Consider the following 16,975-nt stretch of genomic DNA (forward strand, 5'->3'; position numbering starts at 1 on the left):
TTAGGCGACCGCCTGTTCGACGCTGTTCACTTCGGGCACATAATGTTTGAGCAGGTTTTCGATCCCGTGCTTGAGGGTCATGGTCGAGGACGGGCAACCCGCACAGGCCCCGCGCATTTCTAAAAATACGGTGCCGTCCTTATCATCAAAATGACGGAAGACGATGTCGCCGCCATCTTGCGCCACGGCCGGACGAACCCGCAGTTCAATCAATTCTTTGATCTGCTCGACGATTTCCGCCGTCTCGCCTTCATAGACTCGCTCATCAACCTCGCCCGCTTGCAACTGTTCGAGCAGCGGTGTGCCGCCAGCGACAAAGAAATCCATGATCGCGCCGAGCACGGCGGGTCGCAGGTGCTTCCACTGCGCGTCATCCGATTTGGTCACGGAAATAAAATCGCTACCAAACATCAAGCGCGTCAAATCCGGGATCATGAACAACATCTCGGCCAAGGGCGCACCTGACACGTCTGCCCCGCGTGTAAACTCAACGGGCGTTGCCCCCGGCCCAGCGACATCGCGGCCCGGAAGGAATTTCAAGGTCGCCGGATTTGGCGTATCTTCGGTTTGAATAAACATGATCTCTATGTGGCGGTCTAAAGCCCAAGTCGCAAGTGGCTGACGGAGAGTTGATAGGAGCCAAATACAGGCGGCGCATTGACCGTGCCGCCGCATTCGGCATGGTGAACAGATGAGCTTCCCCCGTCTCATCACCTTCGCACTCCTCACGTCGAGCCTTCTGGTCGGCTGCGCCAGCACGGCTACGCGCCTGCCCAATATTAGCGAACGTGCTCTGCGCGCCGAATCGATTGTGCAAGAGAACACAGCGCTTGCCACGCAAACCGACTATTCGGCGCGATTACTCAGGGTTGGGCGGCAAATCTTGCACGCCAATGCAGGGCTCTGCCCCAAGACCCGCCGCGACATCGGGGTGGTAATTCACACGGAAGAAAATTATCCGCGTGAATTGCGCATCGCCGCCCGCAGGGAACTCGGAGCAACGGATACGCCAAGTGTCTTTCTTGTGGCCCCGAATAGTCCGGCCGCCCGCGCTGGGATTAAATCGGGCGATGTTTTTCTCATCGACGGTAACCCTGTCGGACCCGACAGTTTGCAAGAGGCTCTTGAGGCCCCAACAGTCCCGCTGACGATCCAACGCGCCGCGCGCGAAATGACGCTGAGCGTCACGCCGAACACAATCTGTCGATCGCGCCTACGCTTACGTCCAAGCTCCGCCATCAATGCCTTTGCCAATGGCCGCAATATCACGGTCACGACGGGCATGATGGACTTTACGGAGAGTGATGACGAACTCGCCCTAATTTTGGGGCATGAACTGGCCCATAATACAATGGGTCATATACGGAAAGTTGTTGGCAATCTGATCCTATCAGGATTTGCAACGCGCTACACCCGACCGTTTGAATTAGAATCCGATTATGTCGGGCTTTATTACATGGTGCGCGCCGGGTTTAATCCGGACGATGTGGAAGCGTTCTGGCGTCGCCTCGCCGACGTCGATCCGCGGTCAGTCAATCGCGCAAAAACCCATCCGACATTCCCAGCCCGCTATCTTCGTATCGCCGCAGCCCGTGAGGAAGTTCTCGCCAAGCAAGCCGCGGGCGAACCGCTCGTCCCAAATTATAAAGATGATGCGGATGAGTAGGCGCTGGCCTTGTTTTGTGGGACTTTGCGCCCTTATCCTCGCCGCCTGCTCGGACGCGGCGGCCGATCCAGATATGGCGGTCTCAATCCCAGAGACGACGCCGGCAATGGATCGCTACGCAGAATTCGCCGTTGTCGTTGCCCGACATCAAGCCATGTCAGAGCGGGTCGCCCGGATCAGCCGCCGATTACGTGTCGCCAATTCGCCGCTCTGCGATGTGACGCGCCATGATGTCGGCCTCTTGACCCATCAGCTCGATGATTATCCCCCCAGCCTGCGCGCACTCGCATTGCATTTCATGGCGCTCGACGAAGACGGTCGTTTCATCCGCTCCGTCGTGCCGGGCTCCCCGGCTGACCGAGCCAGACTGCGCGCCGGAGAAGAAATCGTCTCCGGCTGGCCCTTTCAAGCCGATCAACCCTTGATGGTCGATAACGGAGACGGCGCGGTTCCCATTCGCTTACAATCCGACCTCGCCTGTGTTGCACCAGCCTTTGTGATCAACTCAGATCGCCTCAACGCCTCAACCGATGGGCGCGAGATTGAACTCTCCTCGGCGCTGGTTGAGCAGGTCGGCGATGATGCGGCGCTCGCCCTCATCATCGCGCATGAAATGGCACATGTTCTGCGTGGCCATCATCAGTATGGCTTACATTGGAATGCTGAGCTGCAAGCAGATGCGGATGCGCTGACCCTAATGCGCAATGCGGACTATGACATCGATGGTACAGTCGCTGCCTGGGAAATGGGCGTCGACGCCCATCGCGATAGCCAAGCTATGAGCGCAACCCATCCGCCGCTCGAAATTCGTCTGAGAAATCTGGAAGGGGCGTTAGCGACGCTCAATAATGGCCCCGCGGGATTCAGACCACTGTCCGACGCTTCGCGCGAGCGGGACGCCTCCGGCGATTAGCCGCGTTCGCGGATCGGCAGTGTGACGGTAATTTCTTCGCCTGTGCTCAGCATGATTGTCACAGGAGTCTCGGTTTGACCTTCAGCGCGGGCAAAGCCGAACATCATCAAATGATAGCTACCCGGCTCAAAAGCGACAGAGCTTTCTTCGGGCAAGTCGACCGTATCTACTTTGCGCATTTTCATCACGCCATCGGCCATGCTGTGTGTGTGCATTTCGACCGTTGCCGCGACAGGGGTTGAGGCGGACACGAGACTGATCGCTGCGCCCTGATTTTCAGCCATGAAATAGCCTGCCGCAACATCGCGGCCTTTGAGCGGCGCGATGATATATCCGTCTGAAATCAGCACAGACGGCGTTGCCGCGTCTGAAACAGAATTATCTGTCTCTGAGACTGTCGAGACATCAGAACAAGCCGCCAGAAAAAGCGCGGCCGTCGTTGCGATCAGCAAATGTTTCATGCCGCACTTCCGTGAATGCCGATAATACGTCGGACATCCACCATAACAGGTTCTGAAATTGCGCGTGCAGCATCCGCGGATCGCGACATAATCCGGTCCAGCTCATCCGGGTCCGCCAAGTAACGCCGCATCAGGTCGGACACCGGCCGCATCGCTTCGACAGTGACATCGGCGAGTGCATTTTTGAACGGACCAAATTGCGATCCCGCATGCTGCGCCAGAACTTCTGCGTCCGTGGTATCGGACAGCGCAGAATAAATCCCGACGAGATTAGCGATCTCAGGCCGACCCGCCAGTTCTTCGACCGATCCGGGCACAGAACCCGTATCGGTTTTGGCCTTACGAATTTTTTTGGCGATTGTGTCTGGATCATCCGTCAGATTGATGCGCGACGCATCAGACGGATCGGACTTAGACATTTTTTTGGTCCCGTCTCGCAAACTCATCACCCGCGCGCCTGGCCCATCAATCAGCGGTTCAGGCAGCGGGAAAAAGTTCGGTTCGCCCGCAGGTTCACCGAAATCGTGATTAAATTTCGCGGCAATATCACGCGCCAGTTCCAAATGTTGTTTCTGATCGTCACCGACAGGTACGTGGGTTGCTTTATAGGCTAAAATGTCGGCCGCCATCAGCGCCGGATATGTAAACAATCCAACGCTGGCCGCCTCGGCGTTTTTGCCGGACTTATCCTTGAACTGCGTCATACGCTGCACCCACCCCATCCGGGCGACACAGTTAAAATACCAGGCCAGTTCTGTATGGGCCGGAATCGCGGATTGCGCATAAACGAGCGCTTTGTCCGGCTGTACCCCGGCGGCTAAAAACGCCGCCGCAATATGCCGGGTTTGACCGGCCAGTTTGCCGTGTTCTTGCGGCATGGTGAGGGCATGCAGATCGACAATACAGAACAAACACTCATGCTCATGCTGCAATGCGGCGAATTTCTTGAGCGCGCCGAGATAATTGCCGAGATGCAGCGAACCCGTCGGCTGCACACCGGAAAAGACCCGATCTGGACCTTGGTAATTTTTAGTAGAATTATCGTTTGTGCTCATGAGCGATTAAAGGCCTCTTTTACGTCGGCGATGCCATAGGCGCGTAAGCTCGCGGCGGCAAGGCCGAACACTGCTCCGCCCGCGCCTGTAAGCGCCGTAAGAGCAAACGCATCGACCATAAACCCGGTTTCGCCAAGATTGGGGACATACCCCCGCACCGCATAGAGTGCCGCCCCCATAATCGCGGCCGCAAGGGCAATGCGGGGCAAACGTTTGCGGAGCCGCATATCTGTGACGAGGTGACGGCTGCGGGTCAGCAGGAGACTCAAGCCGACAACATTGGTCCACGCCGCGACCGACGTCGCCAGAGCCAGCCCTTCAAAGCCAATCGTGCGAAACAAAGTATATCCGAGTGAGATATTGATGAACGCCGAGACGCCGGCCCAGACCATCGGCGTACGCGTATCTTCCCGGGCGAAAAAGGCGGGGGTCAAAACTTTGATGAGCACAAACGCCGGAAGACCCAGCGCAAAGAATTTAAGCGCCTTGGCCACTTGCTCTGTCGTCTGCGCAGTAAACTCACCGCGTTCAAATAATCCGGCAATCAAAATATCCGGGACAATAAATAAGGCCACCGCAGCCGGCAGCGTGAATAACATAGACAGCTCAATGGCGCGGTTCATCGTGCTCATGGCAGAGACACCGTCACCCGCCCGCAAAGAGCGCGATAAAGCGGGCAGTAAGGCGACACCCATGGCGATTCCGATCATGCCGAGCGGCAACTGATACAGACGATCCGCATAGGTGAGCCAACTTGCGGCGCTATCTTGAAACGTCGCGATCATATGGCTGACGAGCAAATTAATTTGCGTAATGCCGGCGCTAATAATGCCGGGGACTCCCAAGATCACCAACCGTTTGACGCCCGGTGTCAAGCGGGGCCGCTTGAAATGCAGCGTCATTCCGGCCCGGCGCGCGCCCCAGACAACCGCGGCGGCTTGGGCGATGCCGGACAGCGTAATCGCGACTGTCAGCGCCAAACCGATCTCCCGCTGCCCGAAGCCATAGCGCGGCGTGATGAAAAGTGCGGTGATCATAAAGAGGTTGAGCAGGATCGGCACGCCTGCCGCGAGCGCGAATTTATTGCGCGTGTTCAATACACCGGAGAACAAAGCCGTCACCGACATAAAGAGTAAATAGGGCATCGTCACGAGCGCATAAAGAACGGCCAAATAATAGGCCGAAATGCCATTTTCATTAACCGCACGCTCGAGGCCAAAGCCGATAATATTAAGCGAGATCGGCATCGTCAGCTCAAACAGGATGACAATCAGCGCGACCGTGGAGATCAAAGCGGCGGCAGCTTCGCTGGCAAACCCGTCCGCCGCGTCATCACCGTCCTGTTCGATGCGCTTGGCGTATAGCGGCACAAAGGCCGCATTAAACGCGCCCTCGGCAAACATCCGTCGAAACACATTGGGCAGTTTAAACGCCGTGAAAAATGCGTCTGAGACCACGCCCGCGCCGAGATAGCGGGCAATCATCACGTCGCGGATCAAACCCAGCACCCGACTGACGAGCGTCAGTCCGGCAATCGTTGCGGTGGAGCGCAGTAAGCGCACCCTTAGGTCTCCATCTCTTCGGCGTCATCCAAGACGGCGCGCAAGTCTGCCCGGACACGTTTACGCAATCGCTCAGGGATCACCCCTGTGCCGCCCTGCCTGCGAACATAAAAGGCATCGATGGCCTTTTCACCTACGCCCTCGATATGGGCGGAGAGAACCTCTAAATCATGATCGCGCAAAACGGCGGCGATGGCCGATAAAAGCCCCGGACGATCCCGGCCTTCGACCTCGATAATTGTCGTATTACCCGAGGCCGCATCGGAGAAACGGACGACGGGTTTTACCGGAATCGCCTCGGCACGGCGCGAGCCGAGCCCGGTTGGGATGGCGGGGATCGGCGTATCACCGCTCAAGACCGCTTCAGCGCGCTTCGCGAGCATCGTGCGGGCTGTCTCATTGCGTGATCCGAATGCCTTATAGTCGGCGTTCTGCAGATAAAAGACATTAAGCACTTGTGCCTTACCGTCTGTGCCAATGGGGCCCGTATGCAATCGCGCGCCCGTAACGGACGCCCCGCAAGAGGCGATGACGCGGGCTATATCGGCAAACAGCCCCTTGCGGTCCTCGCACATAACCCAAAGCTCGGTCGCATCATGAGGTCTGTTCACGCGGGTATGGACCGCGTCCACAATATTGTCCGATCCGTCCGAGACCTTACAGATAAAGCGCGCGTGCCGCGCAAAATCCGCCATCTCAAACGAAATCCAATAGCTGGTTCCAAGACGATCCAAAAAGGGGGCAATGGTATCGGCCTTGTCGACGGGCAAACGTTCCAACAATTGTTCGCGCAAAGACATCGCGCGTGACGGCAAATCCAAATCATCGCGCCCATCAAGATAGTCGCCGGTTGTCATGAACAGGGATTTTAACAAAGTCCCTTTCCAATCATTCCAAACCCCCGGCCCGACAGAGCGGATATCACAGACGGTCAGGACATAAAGCAAACGCAAACGCGAATGACTGCCCACCAGAGCAGCAAAATCAGCAATTGTTTCCGGGTCAGAAATATCCCGCCGCTGCGCGGTTTCACTCATTTGAAGGTGGGACCGGACGAGCCATGAGGCCGTATCCGTCACTTCGCGCGGTTGGCCTAAGCGACGACAAGCCCGGCGCGTCAGCTGCGCCCCTTCAATACATTGATCGCCGTGCCCTTTGCCCGTGTCGTGCAAAAGACATGTCAGCATCAAAATACGGCGTTCCTGTCTGTTCAGGGCCATCGCCACATCGCTGGGTGTCGGCATATCGTCCGTGTGGCGGCCTTTAATCAGATTATCGGCCTCATCCACCAATCGCAACGTATGCTCATCAACCGTATAGGCATGATGCATGTTGAATTGGGTGCGCGCGACGATACCGCCAAATTCCGGCATATAACGGCCCAGAACGCCCGCTTCGTTCATGATGCGCAAGGTCGCCGCCGGGGCCTTCGCTGTATCGAGCACGCGCAAAAACAAAGCGGCATTGCCCGGGTCACGCCGAAAATCAGAGTCGATTAAATTTCGCCGAAAGTCGATGGCTGACAGCGCGTCTGGATGAACATCCAAATTGCGTCGCCCTGCCGTCTCAAATAATTGCAAAATAACGCTGGGGTCATTTTTTATTTCCAGCGGATCTCTGAAATTTAATCGTCCGGTGGTGAGCGTCAGGTTCGGGTTTTTCAGATCACGCCGTGACCCAGGCAATAATCGATATAGATTGGGTATTTTGATCGCGCGGCGTTCTTCTAATTTCGCACAAGCAATTCGGGTCAATGCGCCGACTTCTTTCGCATTGGTAAAATATTCGCGCATGAAGCGTTCAACCGCGACTTCGACAGGGCCGGATGCGTGGCCCATCAGGCGACACAGCTCGACTTGTTTATCAAATGAAAGCGATTCAACCGGACGGCCACTCATCCAGTGAAGATTGTGGCGGGCGCGCCACAGGAAATCTGCGGCGCGACGAAAGCGAGTTGCCGCCTGCTGGTCAAACAACCCCATGCCGACATAGTCATCGGCCTGTTGTGGGTCGACCAGCTGCCCTTCCCGATCAAGGAACCGCGCAATCCAATAAAGCACGTGCAGATCACGCAAGCCGCCTTTGCCTTCTTTAATATTCGGCTCAATGACGTAGCGTGTATTCCCTTCGCGTTCATGGCGATCGTCCCGTTCCGCGAGCTTTCCGGCAATATAAGCCCGGCCGGAGCCCTTGGTGATCTCCCGTCGAAACCGCGTGTAAAGCTCAGATGCGAGCACCTCATCGCCACGCACAAACCGCAGGTCGAGCAGCGCCGTCAAAATAGTCTGGTCTTCTTTGGCCAGCTTGATTGATTGATCAACCGTGCGAACAGAATGACCCACCTTCAGGCCCAAGTCCCACAGCATATAGAGCACAAATTCCGTTAGCCGTTCAACATAGGCGGACATTTTCTTATCATTAGTTAGAAAGAGTAGATCGAGATCAGAGAAAGGCGCCATTTCCGCCCGCCCATATCCGCCAACCGCGCAGAGCGCGATGCGTTCGGACTCAGTCGGGTTCGCGGCTTGCACCTCATGTTCGGTCGCATAATCCCAAATCGCCATGACGATTTCATCATGGATCGCGGCAATAACGCGCGCCGTTTCCAACCCGTCGAGACGACCATGATCAAACCGTTTGCGAACAAGGCCCATGGCCTCTGCCAAGGCCTCTGAGAGAATTTTTAGCGCGTCCGTCCGGCCATTTCCTTGTTTTGCCGCTGCGCTCAGTCGGGCCCGTAACGCATGACTATCAATGTCCGTCGCCGGCGCGTCGCTCCGCTCAGGAATTGTCAGAAGTTTGCGAGCCATCTAAATTTTATCTTTCAATGCATAGATCAAGTCGAGCGCATCACGCGGGCTTAAGGCATCGGGGTTAACCGCTTTTAGCGCCTCTTCAACGGCACTGGGTTGCGGTTTTTGTACGGGCGGTGTGGTCGAAAATAAAGGGAGGTCGGCAATGCCGAGATCCGTGCCTTCTGCTTCTAAGCGCTCTAGAACAGCCGTCGCGCGTGCAACGGCGACCGGCGGGAGTCCAGCTAGTTTGGCGACTTGAATCCCATAGGATCGGTCCGCAGCCCCGTCTTTGACGTCATGTAAGAAGATCAACTCCCCCTCATATTCCCGCGCCCGTAATGACAGGTTTTTCGCGCCATCCAGTGACGATACGAGCTCGGTTAATTCATGATAGTGCGTCGCGAATAAGGCGCGACTTTTATTTATCGCATGCAAATGTTCGACCGCTGCCCACGCAATCGACAATCCATCAAAAGTCGCCGTGCCGCGACCGATTTCGTCCAAGATAACAAAACTGCGGTCTGTCGATTGGTTCAAAATTGCCGCCGTTTCAATCATTTCAACCATAAAGGTTGACCGTCCCCGCGAGAGATCATCAGACGCCCCGACGCGGCTAAACAAACGGTCTACCAACCCGATACGCGCACGCCGAGCCGGCACGAATGACCCAGCCTGCGCCAACAGAACTATAAGGGCCGTTTGGCGTAAATAAGTCGATTTCCCGGCCATATTCGGGCCTGTGATCAAGGCCAGTCGCGGGCAATCAATACCCGCGCCGTCAAGCCGTGTATCATTGGGCGTGAACCGGGTTGCAGACCCGCGCGCCAAGGCCGCTTCGACCACGGGGTGACGTCCCGCATCAATCTCTAAGGCAACACTGTCATCAATCACAGGCTTGGTCGCGCCGCTTTCCAACGCCCATAGCGCTAAACCCGCGTAAACATCCAACGCGGCCAACGCATTGGCAATATGGCGGATCGGAGCGGCAAGCGCGGACACGGTTTCGCGGAACTGTTCAAATTCGGCCAGCTCTAACCCTTGTACTTTATCGGCCGCGCCCGAGATTTCGCGGTCCAACGCGGACAATTCTGTCGTCGTAAATCGGACGCCAGACACCAACGTCTGACGATGAATAAAATCGTCGCGTCCCAACATCGTATCGGCGTGTTTGGGGCTAACCTCGATAAAGTAACCCAGCACATTATTATGTTTGATCTTGATCGCGGTCACGCCTGTGGCGACAGCATATTTCCCCTGCAACGCCGCGACTGAGCGGCGGGTTTCATCTCGCAGTGATCGCAGTCGATCAATTTCCGGCGACCAACCGGTCGCGATCAACCCTCCATCGCGCGCCTGCATCGGGGGATCTTCAACCAGCGCCTTGGTCAAGTTGCGCGCGAGTTGCGCGAGTTCGGATTTATCCACCAAGGATAAGGCCCGGAGGTGCGCGTCTAATTCGGCTTCGGGTTTGATATTGGGTCGTTGCGCCAGATCGGCATTGATCGCCTCTCCCGCCGCAATTGCAGCCCGGATCGTGATCAAATCGCGCGGTCCGCCGCGTCCCAGCTGTAACCGGGACAGTCCGCGCGCCGCGTCACCTGTGGCTTTCAACTGACTTAATAACGCCCCGCGCCAGTCCGCTTCATCATGTAACTGCGAGACGGCGTCCAAGCGGGCGCGGATGGCCGTCACATCCATTAAAGGACGCGACAAGCGAGACCCCAAGAGCCGCGCACCCGGCCCCGTGACCGTGCGGTCGATGACGGACAGTAAGCTGCCTTTGCGTTTGCCCTGCAGTGTACGATCAATTTCGAGGCTCGCGCGGGTGGCACTATCAATCGACAACCAGCCCGAGCGCATCGTACGTCGTGGCGGCGCCAAGGCCACCCGGTCGCCCGCTTGGGTCAGCTCGACATAATCAATCAAAGCCCCAGCTGCGCGGATTTCTTCGGGCGAAAAATCACCAAATCCGTCGAGCGAGGCGACATCAAAACGATCGCCCAGTAAACGCTCTGCGGCCCGCCGATCAAATTTTGTTGGCGCAAGCGGCGTCAGCGTCAGGCCTTGATCGGCCCAATCCGCATAGAGCGTTTCAGGGATCAACAGCTCTGAAGGGCGCAAGGCCATGACTTCGGCCAACAAGTCATCCGGCGCGAGCGCGCAAGTCTGAAAACTCCCGTCCGATACATCCGCCCACGCCAGCGCCGCATCGCCGCTCAAACCTGTCACAACAGCCGCGAGAATATTGGCATCACGTGCATCAAGCAGGGTGTCTTCGGACAATGTCCCCGGCGTAACCAATCGCACCACTTCGCGCCGGACGACGGATTTTGCCCCGCGTTTCTTGGCCTCAGCGGGGTTTTCCGTCTGCTCGCACACAGCCACACGAAAGCCCAATTTAATCAATCGCGCGAGATAGGCCTCGCTCGCATGGGCCGGGACCCCACACATAGGGATCGGCTCGCCCGCATGGGTCCCGCGTTTCGTCAACGCAATGTCGAGCGCCGCCGCCGCTTTCACGGCATCGTCAAAAAACAGCTCATAAAAATCACCCATGCGGTAAAATAGGAGCGCATCAGATCCGACCCCGTCTTTGATGGCCAAATATTGCACCATCATGGGTGTGGGTTTGGAGGGGGTGGTGCTCACAATTGTCTTTATGACCCATCAACTGATGGCAATAAAGACGGGCGCATCGGAGTATCCACAAACGGCCCTGCTTTAGGCGTCGAACTTTCATCGATCCCGTCAATAAACCCACTCAACCAAATCCAGATCGACAAGATCAACGCCGGTATTCCGAACACAGCCGTAATAACGAAGAAGCTCTGATAGCCCACAGAATCTGCTAACACGCCGGAGAAACCCGCCAAGGATTTCCCGAAGAATGCGAATAGGGAACTATAAAGCGCATATTGCGTCGCGCTCATGGCTTTATTCGCCAAGATACTCATGAACGCGATGAAAATTGACCCGGCAAATCCTGCGGCAATATTATCCGCCCCGATCGTCACGAACAAATAAGCAGCGAGAGGGGTTTCAACCTGAGCCAGCCAAGCAAAGGCCAGATTGGTCAAAATTGTCAGTACCGCCCCAATCACCATGGATCGACCCATACCATACCGCACAGCAGAGAGACCGCCCAAAAAAGCGCCAAAGATAAGAACCGATATCCCAAATGCGCCTTTGACAGTTCCGATAACGGACTTGTCATAACCAAGATCAATATAGAGCGGCCCGGCCATCACCCCCATCGTTGTGTCAGAAATTCGATAGGTCACAATAATCGCGAGAACGACCAGAGCCCAAGCACCCGTTCGCCGAACCAGATCTGCAAAATCGCCCAAAATGGGGACAGCATAAACCGTGCCTGTCTGAAGCTGCGCGCGACCCCGACGGCTCACAAACCAAAGAGCGATCAGAAAGGGTGAGGCAAGAACAAGGATGAACAGTCCGCCAGCCAGGCGTTTAGGCAACATGCTGAGCGCGCCGCCAATCCAGCCAATGACCGTCCGCAACCATCCGCCGTCCATCAAACCTAACCACAGCAAAACGGCAATGACCGCGAGCGTTCCGAGCCCTAATATCAAAGCGACCACAGGATTGACATCTTGCTCGCGCGTGATCGATAAATCTGGTGCCCAAAGCGGTGTTGATCCGCCCAGCACAGCCAATCCGCCTAAGACGAGATAGGTCATTTGAAACCCGCCGAGGTCAGCAATAAAAAGCCCTCCCGTCACGGCCGCAATCATCCCAAATCGATAGCCAAGCTGATAGATCGCACTGACCATCGCCTGATCCGCATTTGAGGCATTATCAACGCGCCACGCATCGACACAGATATCAAGTGTGGCAGAGGCAAATGCGATTAAAACGGCGCAGACGGCAATCGTTGACAAATCAACGGCCGGATCTTGAAAGCTCATCCCCCACATGGCCATGGCAGTTCCGAGGATCGCAAACAGGGTCCAGCCGCGACGATTTCCAAGCCAATGAGAAAATCCGGGGATACGGACCCGATCGACAAGGGGCGCCCACAGAAATTTAAGACTATAGGCAAAACCGACCCAGACGAAAAACCCGATAGTCGAGCGGGAGACATCCGCTTCGCGCATCCAGATCGACAAGACCTGATAGACCAGCATGATCGGCAAGCCCGCACTCGCCCCTAAGAATAGCATGGCCAGGTTTCGCGGTGATCGCGCGATTTGCGACATCGTCGCGGACAGACCAAGCTTTGCCGGCTTGGTTGGAGTTTGGGGGGCGCTCATTTATGCGGCTTGCCCCGTCCAAGCGGTGCGGACAAGCGAAGATGCGGTCAGCAAATTAGTTTTTGTTAGCCCGCGAGCCGCTGTTCGCGTTCTGTCGTCCAGCGGACGACCATTTCAGATAGCTCTTCGGCGCTCACAGGCTTGGTCATGAAATCATTCATGCCGGAGTCAAAACACGCATTGCGGTCATCATCAAACGCATTGGCGGTCAATGCGACAATTGGCAGATCCTTGGACACATTGGATAGCGCTCGAATTTTTCGGGTTGCTTCGAGCCCATCCATATTCGGCATGCGCATATCCATGAAGATCATATCATAATCTTGGGTCTTCATCGCTTCAACGGCCAGCACACCATCTTCGACTGTGTCGACCGAATGACCGTCGGCTTCGAGCAAGGTGCGAGTCAGCAGCGCGTTAATGGCATTATCTTCGGCCAACAGAATACGGATCGCCCCATCGGTCGTGGCGGTGCCTTGGTCAGCTGACGCATAATCGCTCTCGTCGCTGCCGCCGCCGATCGCCTTCGCGATCACGGCGTCGCGCCAATTATTGCCCAAGACAGCATCTTCATTTTCAAGCGGCAGAGCCCGGCGTTCAAAATCTCGTTCAGGGGCGGATTGCGCGTATGTGTCATGGGGGTTGACCTCAAGAAGGGTCGCCGAGGGTTGTGCCGCTGGGGCCGATAGGGGTGGTGCAGCGACAATTTCAACTTCAGGAGCGACTGCCAAAGGGGCCGCTGCAAAAGGAGCCGCAGGAGGCGCGGCGACAATGGGTTCCGGGGCCGGGGCCACTTCAGGCGCAGCACTGGCCGCCGCGACGTAACTAGACAGATCAATATCCGGGACAGGTTGAGGCGACGGGGCCGGAGCGGCGGATTGCGGCGTTTCAACCTGCGGCGCTTCAGCGGCATAGGATTGAGGAGGTTGGGATTGAGCGGGCGCAGGGGCGGCAACCTGTGCCTCCACAATAGCGGTCACATTGCGCGCGAGCGCAAAACCATTGCCGTCAGCCCCACAGGACTCAAGCCAATCATAAACTTGCTCAGGATATCCTTCCGCTGAAGGAGTTCGAATTTCAAAGCGGTAAGGTTGCGGGCCGGGTTGGGGGGCTGACCACCCTTGAATGACTTGACCTTGCCAAGCCTCAACGCTGCCACCAAACATTTGAAGGAAGGCTGCGTTGACAAAAATTACACGACCGTGCGGATCACGCTTTAGCGCGGGATCAGGCCAAGCCCAGAATTGAGCGGCAAAAATGTCATCCGGCGATCGGGTCATTACACTCCTCGGCAGTCCATATTCATAAGAATAGACATGAACTGTTCGTTCTAAGTGACAAAACAACCTTAATTTCATCTTACCGCGACAAATAAACTGCGGTTCATGCAAAGAGAAAGTTTCGCTGTTTTTACGCCGTTATAGGCCGATCCACCCCTCAGCCATTCAACGGTAAAACGGATTGCGAGCGGTCCGTTGACCCGAGACGCCTATTCCTGTTGCCCCAGCTCCTTTTGCCCCGTGGCAAACGCGACGATGGGACAGAGCTTCCGCAATATGCAGGCGATGCACCCGATCAGAGCCCGTCAGGTCCGCGAGCGTTCGCGCGACCCGCAAGGTGCGGTGATAACCCCGCGCCGTTAAGCCTAGTGTTTCCGCGGCCTGAATGAGCAGCCGACGTCCGTCCGCATCCGGTTCAGCCACATGATCAAGCCGATCTTGCGGTAACTCCGCATTGGTCATGCCGGCGTTACGGTCCATCTGAATGTCGCGCGCCCTCGCAACCCGTGCCGCGACCTCTGTCGTGCCTTCCGTGGACGGGGGCAAAGCCAGATCGGCCGGCGTGACGGCCGGCACATCAATTTGAATATCAATACGGTCCATGAATGGACCCGACACACGCGCCTGATAATCGGCGGCACAGCGAACACCCCGGCGGCAGGCAATCCCGTCCGCGCCCGCCGTACCGCACCGACACGGGTTCATCGCCGCGACCAATTGAAAAGGTATTTATCCCCTAGACGTACGTAGTTGACTCACAAACCCTTAAGCGGCAATGGGAATTAGTGGCAAAGGGGTTGAAATTGGAAGAATTACAAGCGCTAGAAAGCAACACGTTAAGTCTTTATTTTAGCCTCCATGAAGGCCGCAATGCAGATTTAGAGGTCATATCTCATGCTGCTATTGAGTGGGTAAGATCGCTTAGACACGCGGCTAAAATGATCGAGCCGACCGCTGAGATAAAAGTAAAACTTATTGACGCTGATGAGTCGAGTTTGAAGCTTAATTCTCTTTTGCACTGGGGTGAAAAACAAACTGAAGTCTCGTGAAGAGGAGGAATTTTTTAGGCTAAAAAGATTAGCTTTGGGAATCGCTATATTTCTCATCACAACCGCAGGGCCAACTTATAGGTTTTGGTTTCCGTCCGATCCGAAAGTAGAGCTAAGTGACGAGGATCGCCTTAAACTCGATGAAATTCTAGAGATAATATCTGAATCAGAAGAGTTGAAGGCTTCAAACAAACGGTTCTTCAAGGCCATAAGTAACGATCCCGCTGTAAGCGGCGTTGGAATTTGTAAATCACCCGATGAAATGCCGTTTGTTTTGGTCCCAAGCTCTGAGTTTGCAGAGAGAAGTGGGCTATGGGAGCCTGAAGATGACGCTTTGGAGAGAACTAGCGAGCGTCTGGCTGATGTCGTGCTAGAGAGTCCGAATCTTAGCTCTGAGGATAGAAAGTGGCGCTTCCTTGATGTGAACACTGGAAAATCATTCTATGCTAAGATGCGCGATGACGATTTTGTGAAATCCTTGACTGAAGGTAGGGTGAATGAAAATTTGCGCACCAACATTAAGATGAAGGTCAATGTCAGCTATAAGGAGCGCCGTGAAAATGGTGAGTGGGTGATTGTTTCAGCGACCACTGAAGTTACGAAAGTAACGCTTGAGGGACCTGCTTCGGAATAACGACGACACTATAAGAAACCCACATATCGAAACAAATGCGATAGGGGTTAAAAAATATGTTGTGTTCGGGGCTAATGTCTTCGCGATGGTAAGCAAAATGACGATACTCGAAATACTTAGCGTAAAGCTGACTAACCTCTTATATTTGCCTTTGTACAAAATCACGATTGATCTCCAATGTGTCGTCTTAGCTGAACAGATGGAATCGGTCAAAACGGGTAAAACAGTCTACGACAGGATAGATATATGCCGAACGCCAAGACCACTCTTAAGCAAGCCCTGAATGACGGGACCCTTGAGGCCTTCATAAGCGAGCATGAGCCGCTAGAGGCCGACAAGGAAGCCGTGCGGCGCTATATAGACGCGTCCGCTATCCCTTTGGGTAACCGTAAAGAAGATCAGTCAGAATGGTTTCAGGGGCGTTCCGGCGATTGTAAATAAACTCGGCTTCGCCCGTGTATTTGTGAAGGTGCTTTTTGCTGACCCAAATGTGCGTCCCTTTGATGGTCCGCTTAAGGTGCATAAAGAAGCCTTCGATTGAATTGGTCGTTTGGCCTGACGTTCCCACGTACTCATCTTTGCGGTGATTGACAGTTTTATGCGTGTAAGCTGGCTCATCACCAAGCGATGAGTAACCGCCATGCTCGTCAGTGTGAATTTCAGTGCCGATTGCGACGTTAGCCGCGATATGGGGAAACATGGTGAACTCTTTGCGGTCAGGGATGACCCTAGTCATTACATCGCCGCCGTTCTCCATCATGCCCAGAACGATAGCCTTGCCCTTGCCTCCGTAAGCGCCTTTTTCATATCCGCCGATAAACGTCTCATCGACCTGAACGGTCTTACCAGCGCCGCCTAGAGGGTCATCACCGTCAACGCGGGCCATATGCTCGCGGATTTTGTGACCGATGCGCCAAGCCGTCTTGTAAGTCACACCAAGCTGGCGCTGTAATTCCCTACCAGACACGCCGTTGCGCGACTTAGTAAACAGAAACATTGCATAGAACCAAAGCTGCAAAGGTGTTGATGAACCCTCATAGATGGTTCCGGCCATTGGGTGGATATGGTGGCCACAAGACTGGCAAGAAAACGCCTTCACATTCGTCAGGCGATACCAACCTTTAGACGTCTCGCATTTTGGGCAAACATGGTCTTGGCCATAACGGACAGCGAACAGGTGAGCCAAGCAAGCGTCATCATCTGGGAATTGCTTAAAAAAATCTCTGACGGTCTGTTTCATGCCCAGTATATGGCATACTTATTCACGTACGTCTAGGGGATAAATACCA

Annotated in this window: 13 protein-coding genes and 1 pseudogene; 4 read left to right on the top strand and 10 right to left on the bottom strand. The window is 55.3% G+C overall.

Annotated features, from left to right (window positions below; genetic code table 11):
* A complete protein-coding gene (locus tag IE105_RS15630; RefSeq protein WP_189495810.1) occupies positions 1-579 on the bottom strand; it encodes a NifU family protein in 579 nt (192 codons plus the stop codon).
* 112 nt (positions 580-691) lie between these two features.
* On the opposite strand from IE105_RS15630, the gene IE105_RS04290 reads away from it, so the two are divergent.
* Together IE105_RS04290 and IE105_RS04295 are read left to right on the top strand one after the other, a co-directional pair.
* A complete protein-coding gene (locus tag IE105_RS04290) occupies positions 692-1,666 on the top strand; it encodes a M48 family metallopeptidase (protein WP_189495812.1) in 975 nt (324 codons plus the stop codon).
* Positions 1,659-2,579, top strand: coding sequence for a M48 family metalloprotease (locus tag IE105_RS04295; RefSeq protein WP_189495814.1), 921 nt, complete (start codon positions 1,659-1,661; stop codon positions 2,577-2,579). The genes IE105_RS04290 and IE105_RS04295 overlap by 8 nt, the downstream gene beginning before the upstream one ends.
* On the opposite strand, the gene IE105_RS04300 is transcribed toward IE105_RS04295, so the two are convergent.
* The 8 genes and pseudogenes from IE105_RS04300 to IE105_RS04335 form a co-directional block, all read right to left on the bottom strand.
* Positions 2,576-3,040, bottom strand: coding sequence for a copper chaperone PCu(A)C (locus tag IE105_RS04300; protein WP_189495816.1), 465 nt, complete (start codon positions 3,038-3,040; stop codon positions 2,576-2,578). The genes IE105_RS04295 and IE105_RS04300 overlap by 4 nt on opposite strands.
* On the bottom strand, positions 3,037-4,095 hold the full coding sequence (gene trpS, locus IE105_RS04305; RefSeq protein WP_189495818.1) for a tryptophan--tRNA ligase: 1,059 nt from the start codon (positions 4,093-4,095) through the stop codon (positions 3,037-3,039). Before trpS ends, IE105_RS04300 begins: the two co-directional genes overlap by 4 nt.
* Positions 4,092-5,657 carry a murein biosynthesis integral membrane protein MurJ gene (gene murJ / locus IE105_RS04310; RefSeq protein ID WP_189495820.1) on the bottom strand — a complete coding sequence of 522 codons (1,566 nt, stop codon included), beginning with the start codon at positions 5,655-5,657 and terminating at the stop codon, positions 4,092-4,094. Before murJ ends, trpS begins: the two co-directional genes overlap by 4 nt.
* Positions 5,658-5,659: 2 nt before the next feature.
* A complete protein-coding gene (glnD, locus tag IE105_RS04315) occupies positions 5,660-8,467 on the bottom strand; it encodes a [protein-PII] uridylyltransferase (RefSeq protein WP_189495822.1) in 2,808 nt (935 codons plus the stop codon).
* Entirely contained in the window at positions 8,468-11,071 is a 2,604-nt protein-coding gene (mutS, locus tag IE105_RS04320) for a DNA mismatch repair protein MutS (protein WP_189496364.1), read from the bottom strand. It lies immediately after the preceding gene.
* Positions 11,072-11,109: 38 nt separating this feature from the next.
* Positions 11,110-12,723 carry an AmpG family muropeptide MFS transporter gene (locus tag IE105_RS04325; protein ID WP_189495824.1) on the bottom strand — a complete coding sequence of 538 codons (1,614 nt, stop codon included), beginning with the start codon at positions 12,721-12,723 and terminating at the stop codon, positions 11,110-11,112.
* Positions 12,724-12,788: 65 nt separating this feature from the next.
* Entirely contained in the window at positions 12,789-14,003 is a 1,215-nt protein-coding gene (locus tag IE105_RS04330) for a response regulator (protein WP_189495825.1), read from the bottom strand.
* Positions 14,004-14,168: 165 nt separating this feature from the next.
* A pseudogene (locus IE105_RS04335) lies at positions 14,169-14,726 on the bottom strand (magnesium chelatase subunit ChlI family protein); the annotation flags it as partial.
* A gap of 80 nt (positions 14,727-14,806) precedes the next feature.
* On the opposite strand from IE105_RS04335, the gene IE105_RS04340 reads away from it, so the two are divergent.
* Both IE105_RS04340 and IE105_RS04345 read left to right on the top strand, forming a co-directional pair.
* Entirely contained in the window at positions 14,807-15,052 is a 246-nt protein-coding gene (locus IE105_RS04340; protein ID WP_189495829.1) for a hypothetical protein, read from the top strand.
* The gene (locus IE105_RS04345; protein ID WP_189495831.1) at positions 15,027-15,686 is read left to right on the top strand and encodes a hypothetical protein; all 660 of its coding nucleotides are present in this window, start codon (positions 15,027-15,029) and stop codon (positions 15,684-15,686) included. The genes IE105_RS04340 and IE105_RS04345 overlap by 26 nt, the downstream gene beginning before the upstream one ends.
* A 370-nt stretch (positions 15,687-16,056) precedes the next feature.
* On the opposite strand, the gene IE105_RS04350 is transcribed toward IE105_RS04345, so the two are convergent.
* Entirely contained in the window at positions 16,057-16,926 is an 870-nt protein-coding gene (locus tag IE105_RS04350; protein WP_189495833.1) for an IS1595 family transposase, read from the bottom strand.
* Positions 16,927-16,975 lie beyond the last annotated feature (49 nt).

Origin of the sequence: Algimonas arctica (genome assembly GCF_014652695.1) — a bacterium.
Classification (GTDB): domain Bacteria; phylum Pseudomonadota; class Alphaproteobacteria; order Caulobacterales; family Maricaulaceae; genus Litorimonas; species Litorimonas arctica.